This is a genomic window from Sunxiuqinia sp. (assembly GCF_055140945.1).
Map to the genome: position 1 here is coordinate 21,881 of NZ_JBSQYS010000015.1, position 18,533 is coordinate 40,413.

14 protein-coding genes are annotated in these 18,533 nt (G+C 41.0%); 1 reads left to right on the plus strand and 13 read right to left on the minus strand.

Going from position 1 to position 18,533, the window contains the following annotated elements:
• Window positions 1-523: 523 nt before the first annotated feature.
• From ACTB00_RS09000 to ACTB00_RS09060, 13 genes are all read right to left on the minus strand, one after another.
• A complete protein-coding gene (locus tag ACTB00_RS09000; RefSeq protein ID WP_463299580.1) occupies window positions 524-2,758 on the minus strand; it encodes an FN3 associated domain-containing protein in 2,235 nt (744 codons plus the stop codon).
• Between the two features lie 592 nt (window positions 2,759-3,350).
• The gene (locus tag ACTB00_RS09005) at window positions 3,351-4,364 is read right to left on the minus strand and encodes a branched-chain amino acid aminotransferase (protein WP_463299581.1); all 1,014 of its coding nucleotides are present in this window, start codon (window positions 4,362-4,364) and stop codon (window positions 3,351-3,353) included.
• Between the two features lie 193 nt (window positions 4,365-4,557).
• On the minus strand, window positions 4,558-5,361 hold the full coding sequence (locus tag ACTB00_RS09010; protein WP_463299582.1) for a DUF2797 domain-containing protein: 804 nt from the start codon (window positions 5,359-5,361) through the stop codon (window positions 4,558-4,560).
• Window positions 5,362-5,372: 11 nt separating this feature from the next.
• Complete coding sequence (locus tag ACTB00_RS09015; RefSeq protein WP_463299583.1) at window positions 5,373-6,077, minus strand: HAD family hydrolase; 705 nt, start codon at window positions 6,075-6,077, stop codon at window positions 5,373-5,375.
• 12 nt (window positions 6,078-6,089) lie between these two features.
• Window positions 6,090-7,673, minus strand: coding sequence for an aspartate:alanine exchanger family transporter (locus ACTB00_RS09020; RefSeq protein WP_463299584.1), 1,584 nt, complete (start codon window positions 7,671-7,673; stop codon window positions 6,090-6,092).
• An 80-nt stretch (window positions 7,674-7,753) separates the two neighbouring features.
• The gene (pepE, locus tag ACTB00_RS09025) at window positions 7,754-8,464 is read right to left on the minus strand and encodes a dipeptidase PepE (RefSeq protein ID WP_463299585.1); all 711 of its coding nucleotides are present in this window, start codon (window positions 8,462-8,464) and stop codon (window positions 7,754-7,756) included.
• 248 nt (window positions 8,465-8,712) lie between these two features.
• Window positions 8,713-9,513: a hypothetical protein gene (locus ACTB00_RS09030; protein WP_463299586.1), complete on the minus strand. Its 801-nt coding sequence runs from the start codon at window positions 9,511-9,513 to the stop codon at window positions 8,713-8,715.
• Window positions 9,514-9,688: 175 nt separating this feature from the next.
• On the minus strand, window positions 9,689-10,600 hold the full coding sequence (locus tag ACTB00_RS09035) for an outer membrane beta-barrel protein (protein ID WP_463299587.1): 912 nt from the start codon (window positions 10,598-10,600) through the stop codon (window positions 9,689-9,691).
• 127 nt (window positions 10,601-10,727) lie between these two features.
• A complete protein-coding gene (locus tag ACTB00_RS09040; protein ID WP_463299588.1) occupies window positions 10,728-11,762 on the minus strand; it encodes a hypothetical protein in 1,035 nt (344 codons plus the stop codon).
• 3 nt (window positions 11,763-11,765) lie between these two features.
• Window positions 11,766-12,251, minus strand: a complete 486-nt coding sequence (locus tag ACTB00_RS09045) for an RNA polymerase sigma factor (protein ID WP_463299589.1) — start codon at window positions 12,249-12,251, stop codon at window positions 11,766-11,768.
• A gap of 39 nt (window positions 12,252-12,290) precedes the next feature.
• Window positions 12,291-13,928: a S41 family peptidase gene (locus ACTB00_RS09050; protein WP_463299590.1), complete on the minus strand. Its 1,638-nt coding sequence runs from the start codon at window positions 13,926-13,928 to the stop codon at window positions 12,291-12,293.
• Window positions 13,929-13,938: 10 nt separating this feature from the next.
• Window positions 13,939-14,364: a deoxycytidylate deaminase gene (locus tag ACTB00_RS09055; RefSeq protein WP_463299591.1), complete on the minus strand. Its 426-nt coding sequence runs from the start codon at window positions 14,362-14,364 to the stop codon at window positions 13,939-13,941.
• 124 nt (window positions 14,365-14,488) lie between these two features.
• The gene (locus tag ACTB00_RS09060) at window positions 14,489-14,863 is read right to left on the minus strand and encodes a response regulator (protein ID WP_463299592.1); all 375 of its coding nucleotides are present in this window, start codon (window positions 14,861-14,863) and stop codon (window positions 14,489-14,491) included.
• A gap of 375 nt (window positions 14,864-15,238) precedes the next feature.
• On the opposite strand from ACTB00_RS09060, the gene ACTB00_RS09065 reads away from it, so the two are divergent.
• Complete coding sequence (locus tag ACTB00_RS09065; RefSeq protein ID WP_463299593.1) at window positions 15,239-18,421, plus strand: PAS domain S-box protein; 3,183 nt, start codon at window positions 15,239-15,241, stop codon at window positions 18,419-18,421.
• The last annotated feature ends 112 nt before the right edge of the window (window positions 18,422-18,533 follow it).

Genomic DNA, 18,533 nt, shown 5'->3' on the forward strand with positions numbered 1-18,533 from the left:
AATTTGAACTATGCATTATGCGATTACCGATAATTTAATTTCACTCAAAATAACGGTTACCCCGGTTTTATGAACACAACCGTTTAATATTCACGGTCCTGAGTGTGTAGCTGATTTACCATGTTGCTTTGAATTGGCACAAATCCTTTCTCTCGGGTATAGTCTCTCGGCGATCGGTAATGAAATAGTTGTCAGCAGATATTTTTTGATTGTACACTATTAAGAAATGCTTCTCAGCGCAATAGGCTCGTTTGTTGTTATTACAAACGACTCGCGGCGAGCCACTTGTCGCCGCGTGCGCTAAGAGAAGGGGTAGTGGTTTGCCAAATACACTTAAAAAATCCGGTTGTAATTTGAAATTTAATGTCTTTATTTCTGTAGATGATTTTTGATTATGCTCTAAATGGTTAATTTCTTTTCGAACAGATACACGGTTTAGATTTATGGAAATAATGTAAATTCTCTGCATCAAGGCTCATCTTATGTTTCCACAATCCTAAGCGAATGAGTTGTTTATTTATCTTTAATTCATTTTTAATATTTTATAGACCTCGGTATTTATTTTGATCAGGTACAAGCCATCTTGAAAATTTGACATCTGAATTTCATCTCCCTTTCCTTCCAACAATAGAACTCCCGTAGATGAAAAGACTTGAAATTCGCTCTCGCTAGACAAAAACAGCCGATCCGTTACCGGGTTAGGATATACGCGTAACTTTCCGGCATCATTTAAAGCAATGTTGTCAGTTGTATCACCGAGAGAAATTTCAACACTGATGTTGTCGTTGGTCGGGACAATATGGATCTCATGTAAAGGACTCCATTCACTGCCATTTTTTGTTCTGGCCTTAACGGTTGTATTCTTATCTATGGTCATATTCTGGTTGGATATCGCACTGGCTGAAACGGAAGCCGTCAAGTCCCATGTTCGTGGATCGGAACCATCAATCGTGTAATAAATAACTCCCTCAGTCCCGTCAAGTTGAATGCTCAGTCTTGTGTTTTTCCCGACATTCAAACTATCTGAACGTACTTCAACACCTTTTACAAAATATTTTGGTGGTTGTAAATAAGAATAATAGCCACTCTCCTGCAGCTTTGCAACAAAATCTTCTCCTCGTCCTCTTAAATCATTTCTAACAGCCAGCCGGGCTGCGTCCCATTCATGATCCCGGTCCATCGGGTCTGTGCTCCGCTCATCACCCCACCGGGCCGATTCGCAGACAACAGCTTTATAGATATAATTGGTAAGATCATCCCAATGGGCAATGACACGATCGTCTGTCAATACGCCGTCGTTAAAAAAATATTGATAGACTAAATCATTAAAACGCATCCTGAAATCGACACTCGTCCAGAATGCCTGAAACCCATTATCGCCGGTATTCAGAGATTTGATCATATTCGACACGCTCGGCGCTCCGGTCCTTCTGCTTCCTCCGCCAAAAGCATCCTCTACATCCCAGGGGATCCAGACCACCGGCCCGGCCGGATTATTACTGTTCCCATAATAATACTGGGGACCATCGCCGGGATTGGCATAGCCATACACTAGGAAACAGGCGATGCTCTGATCGATCATGACCCAGTTTTTCATTTCAGCGTAGGGCATTTGACTATAATCTTTCGAAGTCGCTTCAAAAAAACGTGATTTACTTTGCCCCGGCTCACCAGACCGGTCATCGCTTGCGTTAGGCTCTTTCCCTTTTGCAAAAAAATAGTCCTCGTTTTCGCCGCCCAGATTATTGGCTAAAAAGTTGTCATCCGGTCGTTCACACGGATTATACAAACCCCAGTATTTGCCGTTAAGATAAAGGTGGACAAAGGTGCCGTGTGACCCGAAACCAGACATCAATATTTGTAAATCCCGTCCTAATTGGTCGCGGGTGTATACCGTTTTCTCACGATCCCAGGTGGAGCCCCACCCCTTGTTGTGACCCGACCGCAGGATGATTTTATCGTATTTGCCACAGGCTGTTTCACTTCCATGTGGTGCATCTGCAAATATTTCGTTCTTTAATTTTCCGGCACCATAGGTTTTTTTAAAATTCAGGGTAAACGATTGCTTGTGGTCGTAAGTGCCTTGGTTCCACCGACCGCCGCCGCCCTGTATTTTAATTCCGCAGTTCTCCTGCCAGTTTTTATATTTGTCTCCCTTGTATCCTTCCGGATAAATCATTTCAATCGAACATTCCCGTTCAAAATAATCGCTTCTGTTAGTCAAATTAGATCCCCAATGAATGCCGGTTTGACCCCACAAATCTTCTTTTTTCATCACAATCGACAAGGTAGGAATGTCTTTCAACCCTTCGATAATTTGATTCCCGTATTCAGGAGAATCAACAATTTCCGGATCCATCTCCTCCGTCCAGAACACTTTCCCGGTTTCTTCTGGTGAATAGTCAAAACCATAGTCTTCCAGCATGGTGTTTTTTTGATGCTTCACCTGCTCCGGGAAGATGAACGTATGGGTTTTAATTTTTGAATCCTCATAATTCGATGCATAAGCAAAAGTCCGAACCATTGTTGTTTTAATGATGGTTATCGGTCCGGAATAAATTTGCCCGTTTGTGCCGGAAGGTTTACTCCCATCCAGTGTATAACGAATTGTGGCTCCCGGTGTCTCGCTCGATAATTCAAGTTGAAAGCTATTTGTATAAAACCCACGCTTAAAACTATAATCAACGGCATCGGTAGCAGTTTGTGCATTCACCAAAGTGGAACACAGCAGGAACAATATTACAAGTATCTTATGCATAATTCACTGTCATTTAATAATTATTGCCACCCTTTAATAACTAGTCAGTTGTGGAGTTTCATCCAATTATCTTTTAAAGTTAATTCCTTCGTAGGTAACAAAAAAATAAATTGTTTACTCCCGGAAAAATAACCATGAAAATAGTTGAGTAAACCCCTGACATAGCAGTCTCTTACAGGAAATTGCCACATCTCGAAGTAAGAATAATGATACCCAGAAGTGGAGTCAGAAAAGTAGCTAATTGGTGTCTGTTTTTCATGAACAATCAGGCACGAGTAAAGTTTTTTGTTGTATTTATACTAACCTTTAGGCGATTTGTATTCCTCTTCAACAGGTTTATATTTCTTGGGCTAAAATAGACCGGGAGTGGTCAGAAAAACATCGTGCCGGATCCTTTTTAGGGTAAAGGTAGCATCTGCCGTTCCTGAAACGAGTTCAGAATGACCGAACCATGGTGGGTGGTTTTGACGTCGTCCACTTCACCCAAGGTAAAAAAGTAAGTTGAAGTTGGGCCGAGCGCTGGTTTCTGCACCAATAAAAAAGCCTCATTTACTAGGTAAACAAGGCTTTCAATATTTTTGGTTGAGGTAATTTATTCAATAACGGTCACCCATCCGTATGGATCAGGGGCATCGCCATCTTGTATGGCCCGAAGCTTTTCGTATAGTTTGGTACTCCAGGTACCGGGCTCATTTCCGTAGAGGTATTCTTTATCCTCGTCGGCATCGTAAACTCGCTTGATTGGAGAAATGACCGCAGCCGTACCGCAGGCTCCAACTTCTTCAAAGGTTTCCAACTCTTCAACAGGCACCTGCCGGCGCTCAACTTTCAAGCCCATATCTTCGGCAATTTGTATAATGCTTTTGTTGGTAATTGAAGGCAAAATTGATTCTGACTTCGGCGTGATATAGGTATTATTCTTGATTCCGAAAAAGTTAGCCGGTCCACATTCGTCGAGGTATTTCTTTTCGCGGGCATCCAGGTAAAGTACGGCAGAATAGCCTTCGGCTTTAGCCTTTTTGCCGGCTGTTAAGCTTGCCGCATAGTTTCCACCCACTTTGTATTTTCCTGTTCCCAGTGGTGCCGCACGATCAAACTGCCGCATAATCAGCAAGTCGGTTGGTTTGAATCCTTCGGGGAAATAGGGTCCCACGGGCATTACAAAAACAATAAATAAGTACTCCTGCGAAGGGCGCACACCAATTTCGGGGCCAACACCAATCAGCAGCGGGCGAATATACAAGGAGGCACCGCTTCCGTATGGAGGAACAAATTCGATATTCTTTTTTACCGCCAGTTTAACGGCTTCCTTAAAGGTTTCGATAGGAACATGAGGCATCAGAATGCCGTCGCTCGAGTGTTGCATGCGCTTGGCATTTTCATCCATCCGAAATACACGGACTTTACCATCTTTCCCTTTAAAGGCTTTCAATCCTTCAAAGGCTTCCTGGCCATAATGCAACGACGTAGCAGCCATGTGTATATTAAGGTATTCGGAATCGCTCAGTTGCAGTTCGCCCCACTCGCCATTTTTATAATAGCAACGAACATTCAGGTTAGTTTTGCGGTATCCAAAGCCAATCGTTTTCCAATCTTGAATTTCCATAGTTTTATTGTTTGCCAATCAGGTTTTTTTAGAAACCCTAAAATAAAGAAAAAATGGTCAATCGGGGATGTCAATTGATTCATTTCAACGGTTAAATAAATGTTTTACACACATGTTCAAAAACAGGCTATTAGCAATCCTTTATTCTTTTCGCGCTTAAGCTATTAATTTGACAACTGTAACGAACCGTCAATTATGAATTAACAGAAAGCTTTAAAAAGTATCCGTTGTGCTTTCGGATATTCAGCACCTGATTTTTGTCAAAAATAAGATATTGTCCTTTAATTCCCATCAGTTTACCAACAATCTCTGCTTGTTTATCGAAAGTTACACTTTTTACCTTTTCAGGATAAGCCGTTACCGGGTAGTGAAGCTCAAGTATTTCGTTTTCGTCGGAGAAGTATTGCTGCAGTTCGGCAGGTATCAGCTTCAATGCTTTTTGTTTTTCTTCTTCCAGTTTAATCGATTCATTAAGCTGATTTTGCAACATGGCCCGCCAGTTGGTTTTATCGGTAAAGTGTTTTTTTAGTAACACTTCGATGATGCCTGCAATGTGCCGGTTTGGTGTTTTGGCCAAGCGAATGGCCCGGCTTGCTCCCTGGTCGATCCAGCGCGTTGGTACTTGATGATGACGGGTAACGCCGACTTTCAATTCGCTCGAAACAGCTAAATACACATAGTGGTCAATCAGGTCGTGCTCTTCGGCCCACTTGATATCGCGAGCTACACCGTATTGTGCTCGCGACAATTCCGGACGCATGACATCCGCTCCTGCCTCGGGTACTGTTTGATAGCAATTGTAGCAAAAACCCTGACTAAACGAGGTCTTGGTTTTCTTTCCGCATGAAATACAATTGATTTGTCCGTCAAAACTAAACTGAATGTGTTGGCCAATGAGTGCATTCATATTCACCAGCTCATCACCAATTGGCAATTGATATTGAATTGGATCATCCAACTCGGTTCTCATTTTTAGTATGTTCCCTTGGTATTCCATTTTCAGGCCATTTATGCTTTAGTGAACAATGTCAAAACATCACGTATTTTCTTTAGTTCAAAAAATCGATCACTTTTGATGTCTTCCGGGTTCATTTGTTCGAGAACCCAAGTGGTATAATAAGGCACATGAACGGCTGTTCCTCCCAGGTTAATCACCGGGAGCACATCCGATTTTAAGGAGTTGCCGATCATCATAAAGTGGCGGGCTTCAATATCCAGGTGATTTAGAAGAGCCTGGTAATTGGCCTCTTTTTTATGGCTCATCACCTCAATATGATGAAAATAGTTGAGTAAGCCCGACTTTTTCAACTTCCGCTCCTGATCGAGTAAATCGCCTTTGGTAGCCAATACCAACCGATAGTTTGGCGCAAGCTCTTCCAGCACATCGCGAATACCATCCAATAAAACAACGTCTTTGTTGAGCATGGTTTTGCCAATGTCGACTATGGCCTCCACCTCTTCCGGGCGTACTTTTTTATCCGAAATTAACAAGGATGTTTCAACCAACGACAAGATGAAGGCTTTAATTCCGTAGCCATAAATCTCCATGTTCTGAACCTCAACCTTGAAAAGCTGTTCCATGATCTGCTCGCGGGCTTGATACGCTTTCAGCAACTCACAAAATTGCTGTTCGGCTTCGCGAAAGAAATTTTCATTTTCCCAAAGGGTATCGTCGGCATCAAAAGCGATAACCTGAATATCTTGAAAGCTCATGATTCGAATCTACTAAATCAAACTTAAAATCTGCACAAACACAATTAACAACACCATCGCAATTGGGTAAACCGTTGCATAAGCTACTGACGGAGCATCGGTATCGGTCATTCCGTCGATGGCTGCCAGGCCGGGCGTACTGGTCATACTACCGGTTAAGGTTCCAAGCAGGGTTAGGATATTCATTTTTAGTGCATAGCGTGCAATAATGGTTGTTATAATCATGGGTACCAGGGTGATGATGATTCCATATACAAATAGCTCAACGCCATATTGCTGGAAGGTTTCTACCAGGCTCGATCCGGCTCCGGTACCCACTGCGGCCAGAAAAAACAACAAACCAAATTGCCGAAGTAGTTGATTGGCAGCACCGGTCATTGTCCACATAATAGGGCCGGTTTTACCGGTACGTCCTAAAATAAGGGCTGTCAGTAAAATACCGCCTGTTAGTCCTAAGCTAAAGGAGAATGAGCCAAAGTTGACGCTTAACTTACCAACCAGGATTCCCAAAATAATTCCGGTTGCAATTGGGAAGAAATCGGTGTCTGACAAACGACGGTCGTCATCGCCAAAAATACGGGCGACCTGCTCCATGCTTTCTTTATGGCAAGCAACAATGAGCTTATCGCCAAATTGTAATTTTGAAGATGGGCTTGGGGAAATATTAATTCCCGAACGACGAATCCGGGTGATCGTTGCATTGTAGGTATTCAGAATATTGAGTTGCCCCAGGGTTTTATTCACAATCTCTTTGTTGGTCACCAAAAATGAGCGTACATCATAGTGGGTGCTCAGTGGAATTTCGGTCGTTGTTTCCGGGCCAATCAACAACTGAACACGGCTCAAGGCTTCTTCGGTTCCAACAGCTTTAATGACGTCTCCTTTTTGCAGCATCGTATCCCGTGAAGGGGTAATCGCTGTATCTCCGTGCATGACACGCGAAACAACCGCTTTAGTCATAAACCGAATACGCAGTCCGCCAATGGTTTTACCAACGACATTTTCATTTTCAACCACAAAATTTTTGCGCATGATTTCGGGGTAACCGGCTGACATTTCCTTTTTGTATTGAGCTTCTGCATCCTTGATATTCACCCGAAGAAAACGAGGTAATAAGCTGACAAATAAAATGACGCCAATAACCCCAAACGGGTAGCCAATACCATAACCAATAGACGCCAGTGGAGAACCGGTTGTATCGATAGCAGCTGCTAATCCGGGAGTACTGGTTAAAGCCCCGGTTAGCAAGCCAATGCACAGGCTTTTATCAATTCCCATAAAGTGGAAAACACCAAAGGTAATCAGGCTGGAAGTGAAAATTAGTAAACTGGCCAGCACCGCCAATTCACGACCGTTCTTTTTAAACGAGCCAAAAAATCCGGGACCCGCCTGAATTCCAATGGTAAAGATAAATAATACCAACCCCAGATATTGAAAGTCCTTGGGAATGATGACTCCAAAGTGTCCGAAAACCAAGGCGACAAAAATTACGGCAGAGACATCGAGTGATATCCCTTTTATTTTTATCCGGCCAATGATGAAACCGATTAAAATGATCAGGAAAAGTGCAAAATAGCTGTTACTAAACAAACCCATGGCATTTGATTTTTAAGGCTACAAAAGTATAAACTTTTTGCCTCAACGTCTTTAAATGCCACTATAAATAGGATGATTAACTATTCTTTTAACAGAAAGGAAAAATCGTCGCCAGCCTTTAGCTCGTATGGTGTTTCTCCCTGAATAAAAATACGGGTCGACCGTTTGCCAATCAACTCCAGCTTATTGTCTTCCAGTTTCAGCATGGTTCCTTCGCGTAAACCCACTACGTAAACATTGGGATTGATCTCCAAGAACTCGGATATCCGCTGTTCGCGGGTTTCGCCACCGTGTCCTTCAGGATTCGCATCGAGGTAGTGTGGGTTAATTTGAAATGAAACCAGGTTGATGGTGTTAAATCCCTTGGGATCAATAATGGGCATGTCGTTGGTTGTGCGTAGCGATGGGCAAGCCACATTCGATCCGGCACTCCAACCCATGTAAGGTGTTCCGGCTTTCACTTTCTCGCGAATCGGATCCATCAAATCCTGATCGTGCAACATACGAACCAACTGCCAGGTATTTCCCCCGCCAATCACAATGGCTGTAGCTTCTTCAACTGCTTTTACGGGATTTTTGAAGTGATGAATACCAACGACTTCGTGGCCTATTTCCTGCAAGCTTTCATTTACTTTTTGCTCATATTCGTCAAACGAAAAGCTAACGGCCGCATAGGGAATGAATAAGGCTTTTACTTTTCGATCGCCTAAAAACTGCTGGATCTGCTTTTGGGGATACCCCAGGTAGGGTTCTCCGGGCATTGTTGAGTTGCTAAGAAGTAATAATTTCATCCGGTTAAAATTTTCAAGTTTTTTAAAACTTACTTTAAAATTTGAGAACGGATGGAACCGCTCCGCTCTCACATAAACTTTTTTAATCATCGTTGTTTGTGAATTTTTGATTAAAAAAGCTCATGTTCGTTTCATACGTTTATTCCTATTTGTATGATCCGAAACATCATTGATTCAATATTTCTAACAAGCCAACTAAAATAGGAAAATCAAAAAGAATAAAACAGGAAATTTATCAGCAGCCTGGTTTAAAAGGAAAATAAGGCTAACCCAATTGAAAATGGGTATAATTCAGGCCCTTTGTCGGTGACAAATAATGGTTGAAGATCAAGCGTTGCATATAAGTTGACAAAGCGGTAGCCGATTTTGACCATGCCCGAAAAACGAAAATCGTGGATATAAAAATCATCCGGTGTTTTCAGCTTTTCCTTTTTCCCGTTTTCACGGTACTTCACTTTTGTATGCGAACTCAATCGCTTTTGAAGAACCACTCCGGTAGCCAGATAAATTCGATTTCCATATTGTTTTAAAGGAACCTGAAATTCAACCAATAATGGAACACTCAGGTAGGTTGACGACAGCTTCGATTTTTGCTTCGAATCATAAAACTGTTCGATTGGCTCAATGCGATAGCCTCCCTTTTCAATACTTGTTTTTTTATCGAGAAAGTAAGTTTGAATTTCCAGACCCAATCCGGTTACCAGTCCAATCGTATTGCGGGTTCGCTGCAAGCTTTTCGAAAACTGGATCAGGTTCAGATTCAAGACGGTAGATCGCAGTAAGTTGACATCTAGAAAACCGGCATCCTCTTCAGGATACATCGAATAATCTTCATTGGTAAACCCATTTAAGCCCAGATAAATTCCCGACCAATGACCTTTGAATTCATCGTCCCAGTAATTAAAGCCATCCGTTACTACACCATGTGGTTGAATAATATTGGGCTGGTGGCGTGACATGGATTGCTTAACCTGCAATGTATCTGTTGATTGTGCGCTGACTAAAAATACGCAAGCCACTAATGATAATATCAGAGCAAATTGTTTCATTATAATCGTTTGCTTTTTGTAGGGGTCATGTGGAACTCGCTTAAACGATCCTTCAGTGTGGGCGGATTTTTTTACGTGCTCGATTCATGACTTATTTCCTCAAACAAAGTTAAGCATGAAAATTGAAAAAAGAAGCCTGCTCGTAGCAGGCTTATCTATTTTCTGAAAATTGTAATTAAAAGTTAACCAGGCCAATTCCGATAGAGAAGGGAAAAAGCTCCGGTCCTTTATCTTCTTTGAAGAAGGTCGACAGGCTATATGTGGCAAACAAGCTGATATCTTTTAGCCCAATCCGCCCGGCAAGTGAATACTTAAATGGATTGATGTTGAAACTTCCACGATCTTTGCTCTTGGTGTGGTCGGTTTTATACTTGGTGTGCGAGCCAATATTTAAGCCACCAATTACGCCACCCTGAATAAACAGGTAATTGCTTCGCCGGTTGACCGGAACTTGAAATTCGAGTAATAGCGGAATAGTCAGATACGAAACCGTCAGTTTTGACTTGTCAAATCCGTCAGGGTCAATTGGCTGAGGCTCAATCACTCCACTCACTTTTTCTATGGTAATAGGATTATCAAAGCGATAGTTGTTCATCGACCAGCCCATGCCTGTTACCAGTCCAATCCGATTCTCTTTTAAGGCAATATTATATTCTACGAAGTTAATATTCACTTCGAGCGATTTTGGCTGATCGAGCTCCATGAATTCATCGACTCCGAGGTAATTTGTATCGTAAAAGCCATTTACGCCTAGTTCAAAACCAGCCCAGTGGCCGTCAAAATTGTTATGTTTCCAGTTGTCTTTATCCTTATCTTCATCTTCCAAAAAGCGGTCACGGTGCATGTTAATGTTCGTTTGTCCATCTCGCTCTATAATCTCAATATTCCGCTTTCCAAAACGAATGTGTGTCGTATCGTTATCGTCATTATCATCAATATAAATCCGATCTCTAAATAGTCCCACTTCAGTTCTGCCGGGTCCTTCTTTTACTTCAACTACTTTTCCTACTTTGGTGGTGTCTTGTGCAACTAGTGCCCCAGCAAAAAAGAAGATTAACAGGGTTGTTGTTACTGCTCTTTTCATCATATTCAAGTTTATCTGTTTTTACAAGTGATCTGGATGACTTCCTTTTTTTTTGAAAGCCTTGCGAAACATGTTTTGCTTTGTTCCCGGTAGTAGGACGGGCTGCTATTTGGAAAAGTTACAGATGGGATTAATCTTTTTTTAGCGGAATTGAAAAAGCGAACAACCGGGTATTCAGACTGATTTCGGATAGTTTTCCTTTTCCATTTTTTTCGTAGTCTACCCGTTCATTACTGACAGTTGAAACGGCATCTAATCCTGCGGTTATGATATTACCCAAACTCAATGATTCATTTTTGTCTTTATTCAATACTTTCTCAGCCAGGTATTCGTCTATACTCAGATAATCAGGTGCATTCGACTCTTGATGCTTCTTCATTTCAACCAGCGCAATTGCTTGCGGATTGTTGTGTTTAAGCTGAATACTTTTAGGCTTTAAAGTTGCAGGAATGGTTTCCCTGATGAAGATTAATTGATTTGATTGCTTTTCAACAGGAGTTGTGATGGTTGGTTGAATGCCCGGAATCGGCTTGATGACTTCGCGTTCTTTTTTGGGTTGCTGATTTTCAGACTCATTCAAAACAATCGGTGCTTGATTCGGAGTGGCGACCTCTTCTTTTTCGAAATCCGGCTGTTGTTCTTTGGCCAACTGAACCGGTTGTTGATTTGTAGTTGAATAATTCCAAATAGCATAAACAGAAAAGGAAAGGAGCAAAACAGCTGCAACGCGACTTGCCCAAAGCATTAAAACCTTTGTGTTTGATTTTTTGTAAAGCCGTTCCTTGTCAGTGAAAACAATATTGGGTTCAACTTGAAGTTTCGTTTTCAGGAATTGGTCAAAATAAAGCTCTTTTTTAGGATTGCTGGTAATTTCATGAATAAACGCTTTTTCATCTTCTATACTCAAGTCGTTTTCCATCAGGGCAATTGCCCGATAATCAAATTCGGAAGATTCAGTCAGCGCATTTTTTTTCAGAGCTTCTTTTCTTGGTAAAACCGTTAAATCGGGCTCCAGCTTTTTAATGGACGAAACCGCTTTTAGTTCTTCATGAAGATCAGGATTGTCATTCAGAAAATCTAAAAACGCATCAACCTGATTATCCGGCAAGTTACCATCAAGATAATCTAAAAAGTAGATCTCGTAATTTGTGCGGTCAATATTCATAGTTTAAACAAGCACATCTAATTTGCCAATATAATTCTTCAAAAACACCCGGGCGCGGTAAATATAAACCTTCACCTGGGATTCATTCAGAGCGGTTAATTCGCTAATCTCTTTGTAGGAATAACCTTCATAGTCGCGCAACATCAGGACCGATCGCTGATCCTCCGGCAGCAAGCGAATGGCCTGATTCAGCACTTCGCCAATATCGGAATATTGCTGATTGTGCCCTTCATCCGGCAGTTGCAGATCATCGTAACGTTTTTGACGCTGATCTTTTCGGATTACATCAATTGTTCGATGGTAAGCCGTAGAAAATAGATATGATTTTATTTTGGCTGAATCAACCGTTCGCTTATGCATCCAAAGCTTTTCGAAACTGTCCTGAACAATATCTCGTGCCTTTTCCTGGTCTTTGATATTCTTCAGAACAAATCGAAAAACTCCATCTGCATAAAGATTTACTGCTTGGTTATATTCTTCAACCGTCATACTTATTTGGGTCGTTACACCTTTATGACGGTTAAGGTTTTATTTTGTTACAGCAAGTAACTGACTAAGTTGTTTTTTTGACTGAGAAAGCTGAATGGCCCGTTGCAGTGTTTCATCGATATCTTTAATAATCGGGAAGAATCCTTCCTCCCCGATAATATTGCGGGCGATGTAGGCTTTTATTTGAGTTTCAATAATTTTTCCGCTTTTTGCCAAGCCCTTTCGATCAGTTTCCAAGCCTTCTTCGCTGGCATACACTAAAAACTGATCCAAAATTTTAGCATCATCCAGATAATTGTTAAACTCTTTCGCCGTTTTAAGTTCATTTAATAGTTCCCGGTTATTATCGCTATACTGGTACGAAAAATGATAAACCAATGCTTTTTGCGTAATCTTCGAATAGTAATCGGAATAGCCGGATGTATCGGCAGCCACGAAATAGTCGGGCATCACGCCACCACCACCATAAACAGTACGCCCACCTATCGTTTCATACTTCAGGGAGTCGGCGAATTGAATACTATCAGCCACTTGAAATTCACCATGCTCGGCTCGGTCCACAATGTCGTGGTAGTAATCCAGCTGGTCGCCTTCAACATAGGGCTTTTGAATACACCGACCACTTGGGGTGTAGTAACGGGCAACAGTTAACCGGAGTGCTGAACCATCGCGAAAAGGAATTTGCTCTTGCACCAGTCCTTTTCCGAAAGAACGACGGCCAACAACTAATCCACGGTCGTTATCCTGAATAGCTCCCGCAAAGATTTCGCTGGCCGAAGCCGAATATTCATCAATTAAAACAATGATTTCTTTGTCTAAAGCAACACCCGATTTCGTGGCGTTGTAGGTTTTACGAGGCTGTGAATTTCCTTCGGTATAAACAATTAGTTTTCCTTTGTCCAAAAATTCGTTGACCATATTGACCACTGCCATCAGGTAGCCTCCGGGGTTTCCGCGTAAATCAACAATAATTTTTTGTGCTCCGGAAGTGGTTAGTTTTTCAACAGCTTCAACAAACTCTTCATGTGTCTTCTCTGCAAAGCGGTTTACTTTTACGAAACCGGTTACATCGTCAATCATATAACTTACGTCAATGCTGTAAATTGGAATGTCGCCGCGTGTGATTTCAAAATCGATCAGTTCGGGAATTCCCCGACGTTTGATGCCGACAGCTACTTTGGTTCCTTTTTCGCCACGAAGAACATTCAACACATCTGTATTATTGATGTTAACGCCTGCAATGACTGAATCGTTGACTGTCACAATTCGGTCGCCTGCTAAAATGCCCAATTGATAAGAGGGGCCACCGGAAACAACATCAACCACTTGCACGGTATCGTTGTGGATCGAAAACTGTACACCGATTCCTCCAAAGTTTCCTTGCATCTCTTCATGAACTTCTTGCATGTCTTTTGCAGGAATGTAGGCCGTATGCGGGTCTAAATTTTTCAGCAGTTCGGGAATTGTCTTTTCAACCAACTCGTTCGTCGAGACTGAGTCGACATATGCTTCATTTATTAATTCAACAATGGTGCTCAACTTGTTGGCTCGCTGAGGAAGGAAATTTTGTGATGACGGTGCCTGTATTTTGGTCAAACTATTGCCAAGTACAATACCAATAATTACTGAAACAGCAATTAAAACCGGCATGTAAATATTTGTCTTTTTTATATTCATTGACTTTTATTTATTCATCAGTTACAACCTGAACGACCTCAATATCAGCTCGCTTCAGTAAGTTGATGCCATCCTCCAACCGGTAACTATCGGTAAACACAACACGTTTGATTCCGGCTTGAATAATCAGCTTGGCGCATTCGAGGCAAGGAGATGACGTAACGTACATAGTGCCTCCCTCGCTGCTGTTACTCGATTTTGCAACCTTTGTAATTGCATTGGCCTCGGCATGAAGTACGTATGGTTTTGTCTTATTATTGTCGTCTTCACAAATATTTTCGAAGCCAGACGGCGTTCCATTATAGCCATCGGAAATGATCATTTTGTCTTTCACCAAAAGTGCACCAACCTGGCGTCGCTCGCAATACGAATTTTGAGCCCAAATAGTGGCCATCTTCAAATAACGTTGATCAAGCAAAAACTGTTTATTTTCCATCGAATGAAGTGATTAATTGGCAAAAGTAATAAATCATCAGTCTTAAGTTGCCGAATGCATTACAAAAAAACGTTCACCTCTAAAAAGAAATGAACGTTTTCATGATATTTTTTACGCACCGTTTTTAGACGTGCATGTATTTTTCTACCGTGTTTAAAAGGTCTTTTGATTTGATGGGCTTTGCCAGATAATCGTCGCAACCGGCATCCAGTGCCTTTTCCCGATCATCAGACATGGCGAAGGCGGTTTGCGCTACAATTGGCAAGTCGGGGCGTTTTGCTTTCATGATTTTAGTTGCTTCATAGCCATTCATCTCGGGCATTTGAAGGTCCATCAATACTAAATCAATTTCTTCCTTATTAAAGATTTCAATTGCTTCCTTTCCATTTTTAGCCCAATAAATTTTCGCCTTAATTTTGCTTAAAACAGCACTCAGGTATAAAAAATTGGATTCAACGTCTTCTGCAATAAGTATTTTAGGGTTATCTATTATTGTCATGGTTGTATAGTTATTCTTGTTTGTTATAACCAAAGATATCGAAAGATTTATTTAAATGCCATAGTTTATCTTATTTTTTAAATCAGTAAGTAGAATTAAATATCAATCTTACTGCTTCCGAATACAAACGGAGAACCAAAATTAATTCCTACGGATCGACTCTCACAATAGAAACCGGGAAGTGACCTGAAACTCATTTACTGCTCGCTAAAAACTCTCCTTTTGGTTAATTTAAATTCTGGATATTTGCAGTAAAAGTATATACTATACTTAAGAAGTTCAAAAAAAACCACCAACGAGTGCTCTCCTCTTCAAGTTATTTATTTACTTTTAATGGCAACAGCAGAAATTAAAAATAGTTAACCTGGCAATTGCATGGAATCGGAAAATAGCGGGACGACGGCAAAGGAGCAAATTAATATCAGAGAGTTTTTCGAAATCGCAGAACTGCAAAAGCTACAAGACTTATTCGCAGAGGTGCACCAGATTGCGTCGCTAATAACTTATCCTGATGGTACTCCGATTACGCAAGCCTCTAATTTTTCCAGCTTATGCTCGGATGTGATCCGGCAAACAGAAAAAGGGGCTCGTAATTGTTTTCGATCGGATTCTGTTATAGGACGTTACAATGCCGATGGGCCAACTGTTCGGAGATGCTTGAGTGCCGGATTATGGGACGGCGGAGTGAGTGTAAACGTTGGGGATAAACATGTTGCAAACTGGTTAATTGGGCAGGTTAAAGGAGACGATTTTGAAGAAGACAGCATTGCCAGATATGCCGATGAAATTGGTGTTGACCGGGGAAGGTTCATCCGCGCTTATCGTGATGTTACTGTTATGAGTGAATCCAAATTCCGGAAAATTGCGGAACTACTCTACGTCTACGTAAATCAACTGACAGAAAAGATTCATACCAAACAACTCTTAGTTCAGGCAAATAATCAGTTTGAACAGATTACCAAAAGCCTGCCTGATATTATCTGGATGGGAGAATGGAATACTGATACCGGCGGGATAGTGCATTCGTATATTTCAGATGTTGCCGACGAGCTTCTTGTACTTCCCAAAGGTACAATAAACAATAGTTTCGATAAATATTTCTCATATCTACCACCAGAATATAAAGAAAATCTAAATGTCGCTATTTCAAAAGCACTACAAAATCAGGAGAAAGAGTATTCCATTATTTATGAGATAAAAAAAGGTAATGGGGAACTTTCATGGTTCGAAACTACAGGGAAGGGCTATAAACACGGAAGCGCAGTAAGAATTGTTGGGGTTACGAAGGACATTACGGAAAGTAAAAAGATAAAACAACAATTAAAAGAAAATGAAGAACGATACCGGGAGCTAACTGAGCATCTTCCTTCGGGGGTCGCAGTGTATCGACCGATAGACGATGGCAACGATTTTGTTTTTGTTGATTTTAATTCATCAGCTGAAAAAATAACAAGTACCTCGAAAGAAAATATTATTGGCAAAAAGCTTTCTGAACGATTCCCCAACATGGCAGAGTCTCCTCTGTTCATAGCTGTCAGGGAAGTATACGAAACAGGCGAAGAGGTTCATCTTGATCCTATTTGTTATTCAGACAGTGTGGAGGGCAGGTGGCGCGAAAACTCAATTTATAAGTTACCAAGCGGCGAAATAGTAGCTATTTTTAAAGATGTGACTGCTCTTAAAAAAGCACAAGACAAACTGAAACGAAAGAATAAGAAATTAAAAGAAGCAAAGAAATTAGCCAAACAAAGTGCTCATCGTTTTAAGGCATTGCATGATGCATCATTTGGGGGAATAGCCATCCACGATAAAGGCGTTATTCTGGATTGTAATTTCGGACTTTCGAAACTTTCGGGCTATTCGCATGAAGAATTAGTTGGCATGAATGGTTTATCGCTAATTGCTGAGGAAGCCCGGGAGTTAGTCATGAATAATATTATTGAAGGGTATGAAGAATCATACGAGGTAATCGCTATTAAAAAGAATGGTGAACGATACCCGGTGAGGTTAGAAGGAAGAATGATTCATTACAAAGGCAAAAAAGTAAGAGTTGTTGAATTCAGGGATATAACAGAGAAGAAAAGACTCGAAAAGGAACAAATAAGAAGAGAAAAGCTACTAAATGAAACAGGGCGAATAGCGAAAATTGGAGGTTGGGAACTTGATCTTGCAACCATGCAATCCTATTACTCACACGAAGCCAAGCGGATATATGGGCTACCTGTTGAAGATGAACCTCCGAAAGGAATTGAGGGGTTGAAAAATTATCCATTAGAAAGGCAAAAGACAATTAAACAAGTCTTAAAACAAGCAGTAGATACCGGTAAGCCCTACGATCTGGAAACTCCATTTATTAGCGAAAAAGGTGAAGAAAAATGGGTTCGGACAATTGGACTGGCGGAGAAAGAAGATGGAAAGGTTGTCCGACTGTATGGAACAATACAGGATATTACAGATCAAATTAAACAAGAACAGCGAAACTTGAGACTCAGCGAAGCTATTGAGCAAAGCCCTGTATGCATAGTCGTAACAGACCTGGAAGGAAGAATTGAATATGTGAATCCGACATTTCAGAAAGTTACTGGATTTAACCAAGAAGAAGTGATCGGGGAAAAAACGAACATGTTATCATCGGGCTATCATGATTCTCAATTTTACAAGAATTTGTGGAATACCTTATTGTCCGGTAAGAGTTGGCAGGGTGAGTTTTGTAATAAAAGGAAGAATGGAAATTTGTATTGGGAAAGTGCACGTATTTCTCCTATAAAAGACAAAAATGGCAAAACGCTCAGCTACCTGGCAATAAAAGAAGATATTACAGTCACAAAACAAATGATTTGTGATTTAAAAGAATCGAAAGAAAAGGCTGAGCAATCTGATCGATTGAAATCGGCATTTCTGGCCAACATGAGTCATGAAATCAGAACCCCGATGAATAGTATCCTTGGCTTTATCGAGCTGATACAAATGCCTAACTTAAATGATGATGATCGAGCTGAATTTTCGAAGGTTATTAATGAAAGCGGGGAGCGACTTCTGGATACGATAAATGATTTAATCGAATATTCTAAGATTGAAGCAGGCGACATTCCTCTTGTTAGTGAGGAATTTAGGCTCGCTGGAGTTTTTGAGTTTCAACTTAATTTTTTTGAACTAATTGCGAGAAAAAAAGGCTTGGATATTTCTCTGAATATTTCGGAGGAGCTGCAAAGCACAATGGTAAGAACAGATAGAAATAAGCTGAATTCTATTCTAACAAACCTCATAAATAATGCCATTAAGTTTACCAACCAGGGAAAGGTAAGTTTTGGTTTCGAACTGGATCAAAATCAGGTAAAATGCTATGTGTCTGATACAGGGAATGGCATTCCTAAAGAGAAGATCGACGCGATTTTTGAGCGTTTCATCCAGGCTGACTTGAATTTGGCAAGGAAATACGAAGGATCCGGACTCGGCTTGGCAATTTGCAAGGGATATTTGGATAAGATGGGTGGAACAATCTGGGTAGAATCAGAGGTCGGGAAAGGAAGTACGTTTTACTTCACGGTTAACTTATGACAATGGAATTCCTTAATTAAACATGCGGTACTTCAATCCAAACACATAACTAAATTGATCCATCCTCGTCGCGTTATGAAGCTGCTAACGACTATTGTTGTAAGTCGACATC

Excerpts from the sequence above, each read along its gene's own strand:
- ACTB00_RS09000 (WP_463299580.1), bottom strand. The coding sequence starts at position 2,758 with ATGCATAAGATACTTGTAATATTGTTCCTGCTGTGTTCCACTTTGGTG.
- ACTB00_RS09005 (WP_463299581.1), bottom strand. The coding sequence starts at position 4,364 with ATGGAAATTCAAGATTGGAAAACGATTGGCTTTGGATACCGCAAAACT.
- ACTB00_RS09010 (WP_463299582.1), bottom strand. The coding sequence starts at position 5,361 with ATGGAATACCAAGGGAACATACTAAAAATGAGAACCGAGTTGGATGAT.
- ACTB00_RS09015 (WP_463299583.1), bottom strand. The coding sequence starts at position 6,077 with ATGAGCTTTCAAGATATTCAGGTTATCGCTTTTGATGCCGACGATACC.
- ACTB00_RS09020 (WP_463299584.1), bottom strand. The coding sequence starts at position 7,673 with ATGGGTTTGTTTAGTAACAGCTATTTTGCACTTTTCCTGATCATTTTA.
- pepE (WP_463299585.1), bottom strand. The coding sequence starts at position 8,464 with ATGAAATTATTACTTCTTAGCAACTCAACAATGCCCGGAGAACCCTAC.
- ACTB00_RS09030 (WP_463299586.1), bottom strand. The coding sequence starts at position 9,513 with ATGAAACAATTTGCTCTGATATTATCATTAGTGGCTTGCGTATTTTTA.
- ACTB00_RS09035 (WP_463299587.1), bottom strand. The coding sequence starts at position 10,600 with ATGATGAAAAGAGCAGTAACAACAACCCTGTTAATCTTCTTTTTTGCT.
- ACTB00_RS09040 (WP_463299588.1), bottom strand. The coding sequence starts at position 11,762 with ATGAATATTGACCGCACAAATTACGAGATCTACTTTTTAGATTATCTT.
- ACTB00_RS09045 (WP_463299589.1), bottom strand. The coding sequence starts at position 12,251 with ATGACGGTTGAAGAATATAACCAAGCAGTAAATCTTTATGCAGATGGA.
- ACTB00_RS09050 (WP_463299590.1), bottom strand. The coding sequence starts at position 13,928 with ATGAATATAAAAAAGACAAATATTTACATGCCGGTTTTAATTGCTGTT.
- ACTB00_RS09055 (WP_463299591.1), bottom strand. The coding sequence starts at position 14,364 with ATGGAAAATAAACAGTTTTTGCTTGATCAACGTTATTTGAAGATGGCC.
- ACTB00_RS09060 (WP_463299592.1), bottom strand. The coding sequence starts at position 14,863 with ATGACAATAATAGATAACCCTAAAATACTTATTGCAGAAGACGTTGAA.
- ACTB00_RS09065 (WP_463299593.1), top strand. The coding sequence starts at position 15,239 with ATGGAATCGGAAAATAGCGGGACGACGGCAAAGGAGCAAATTAATATC.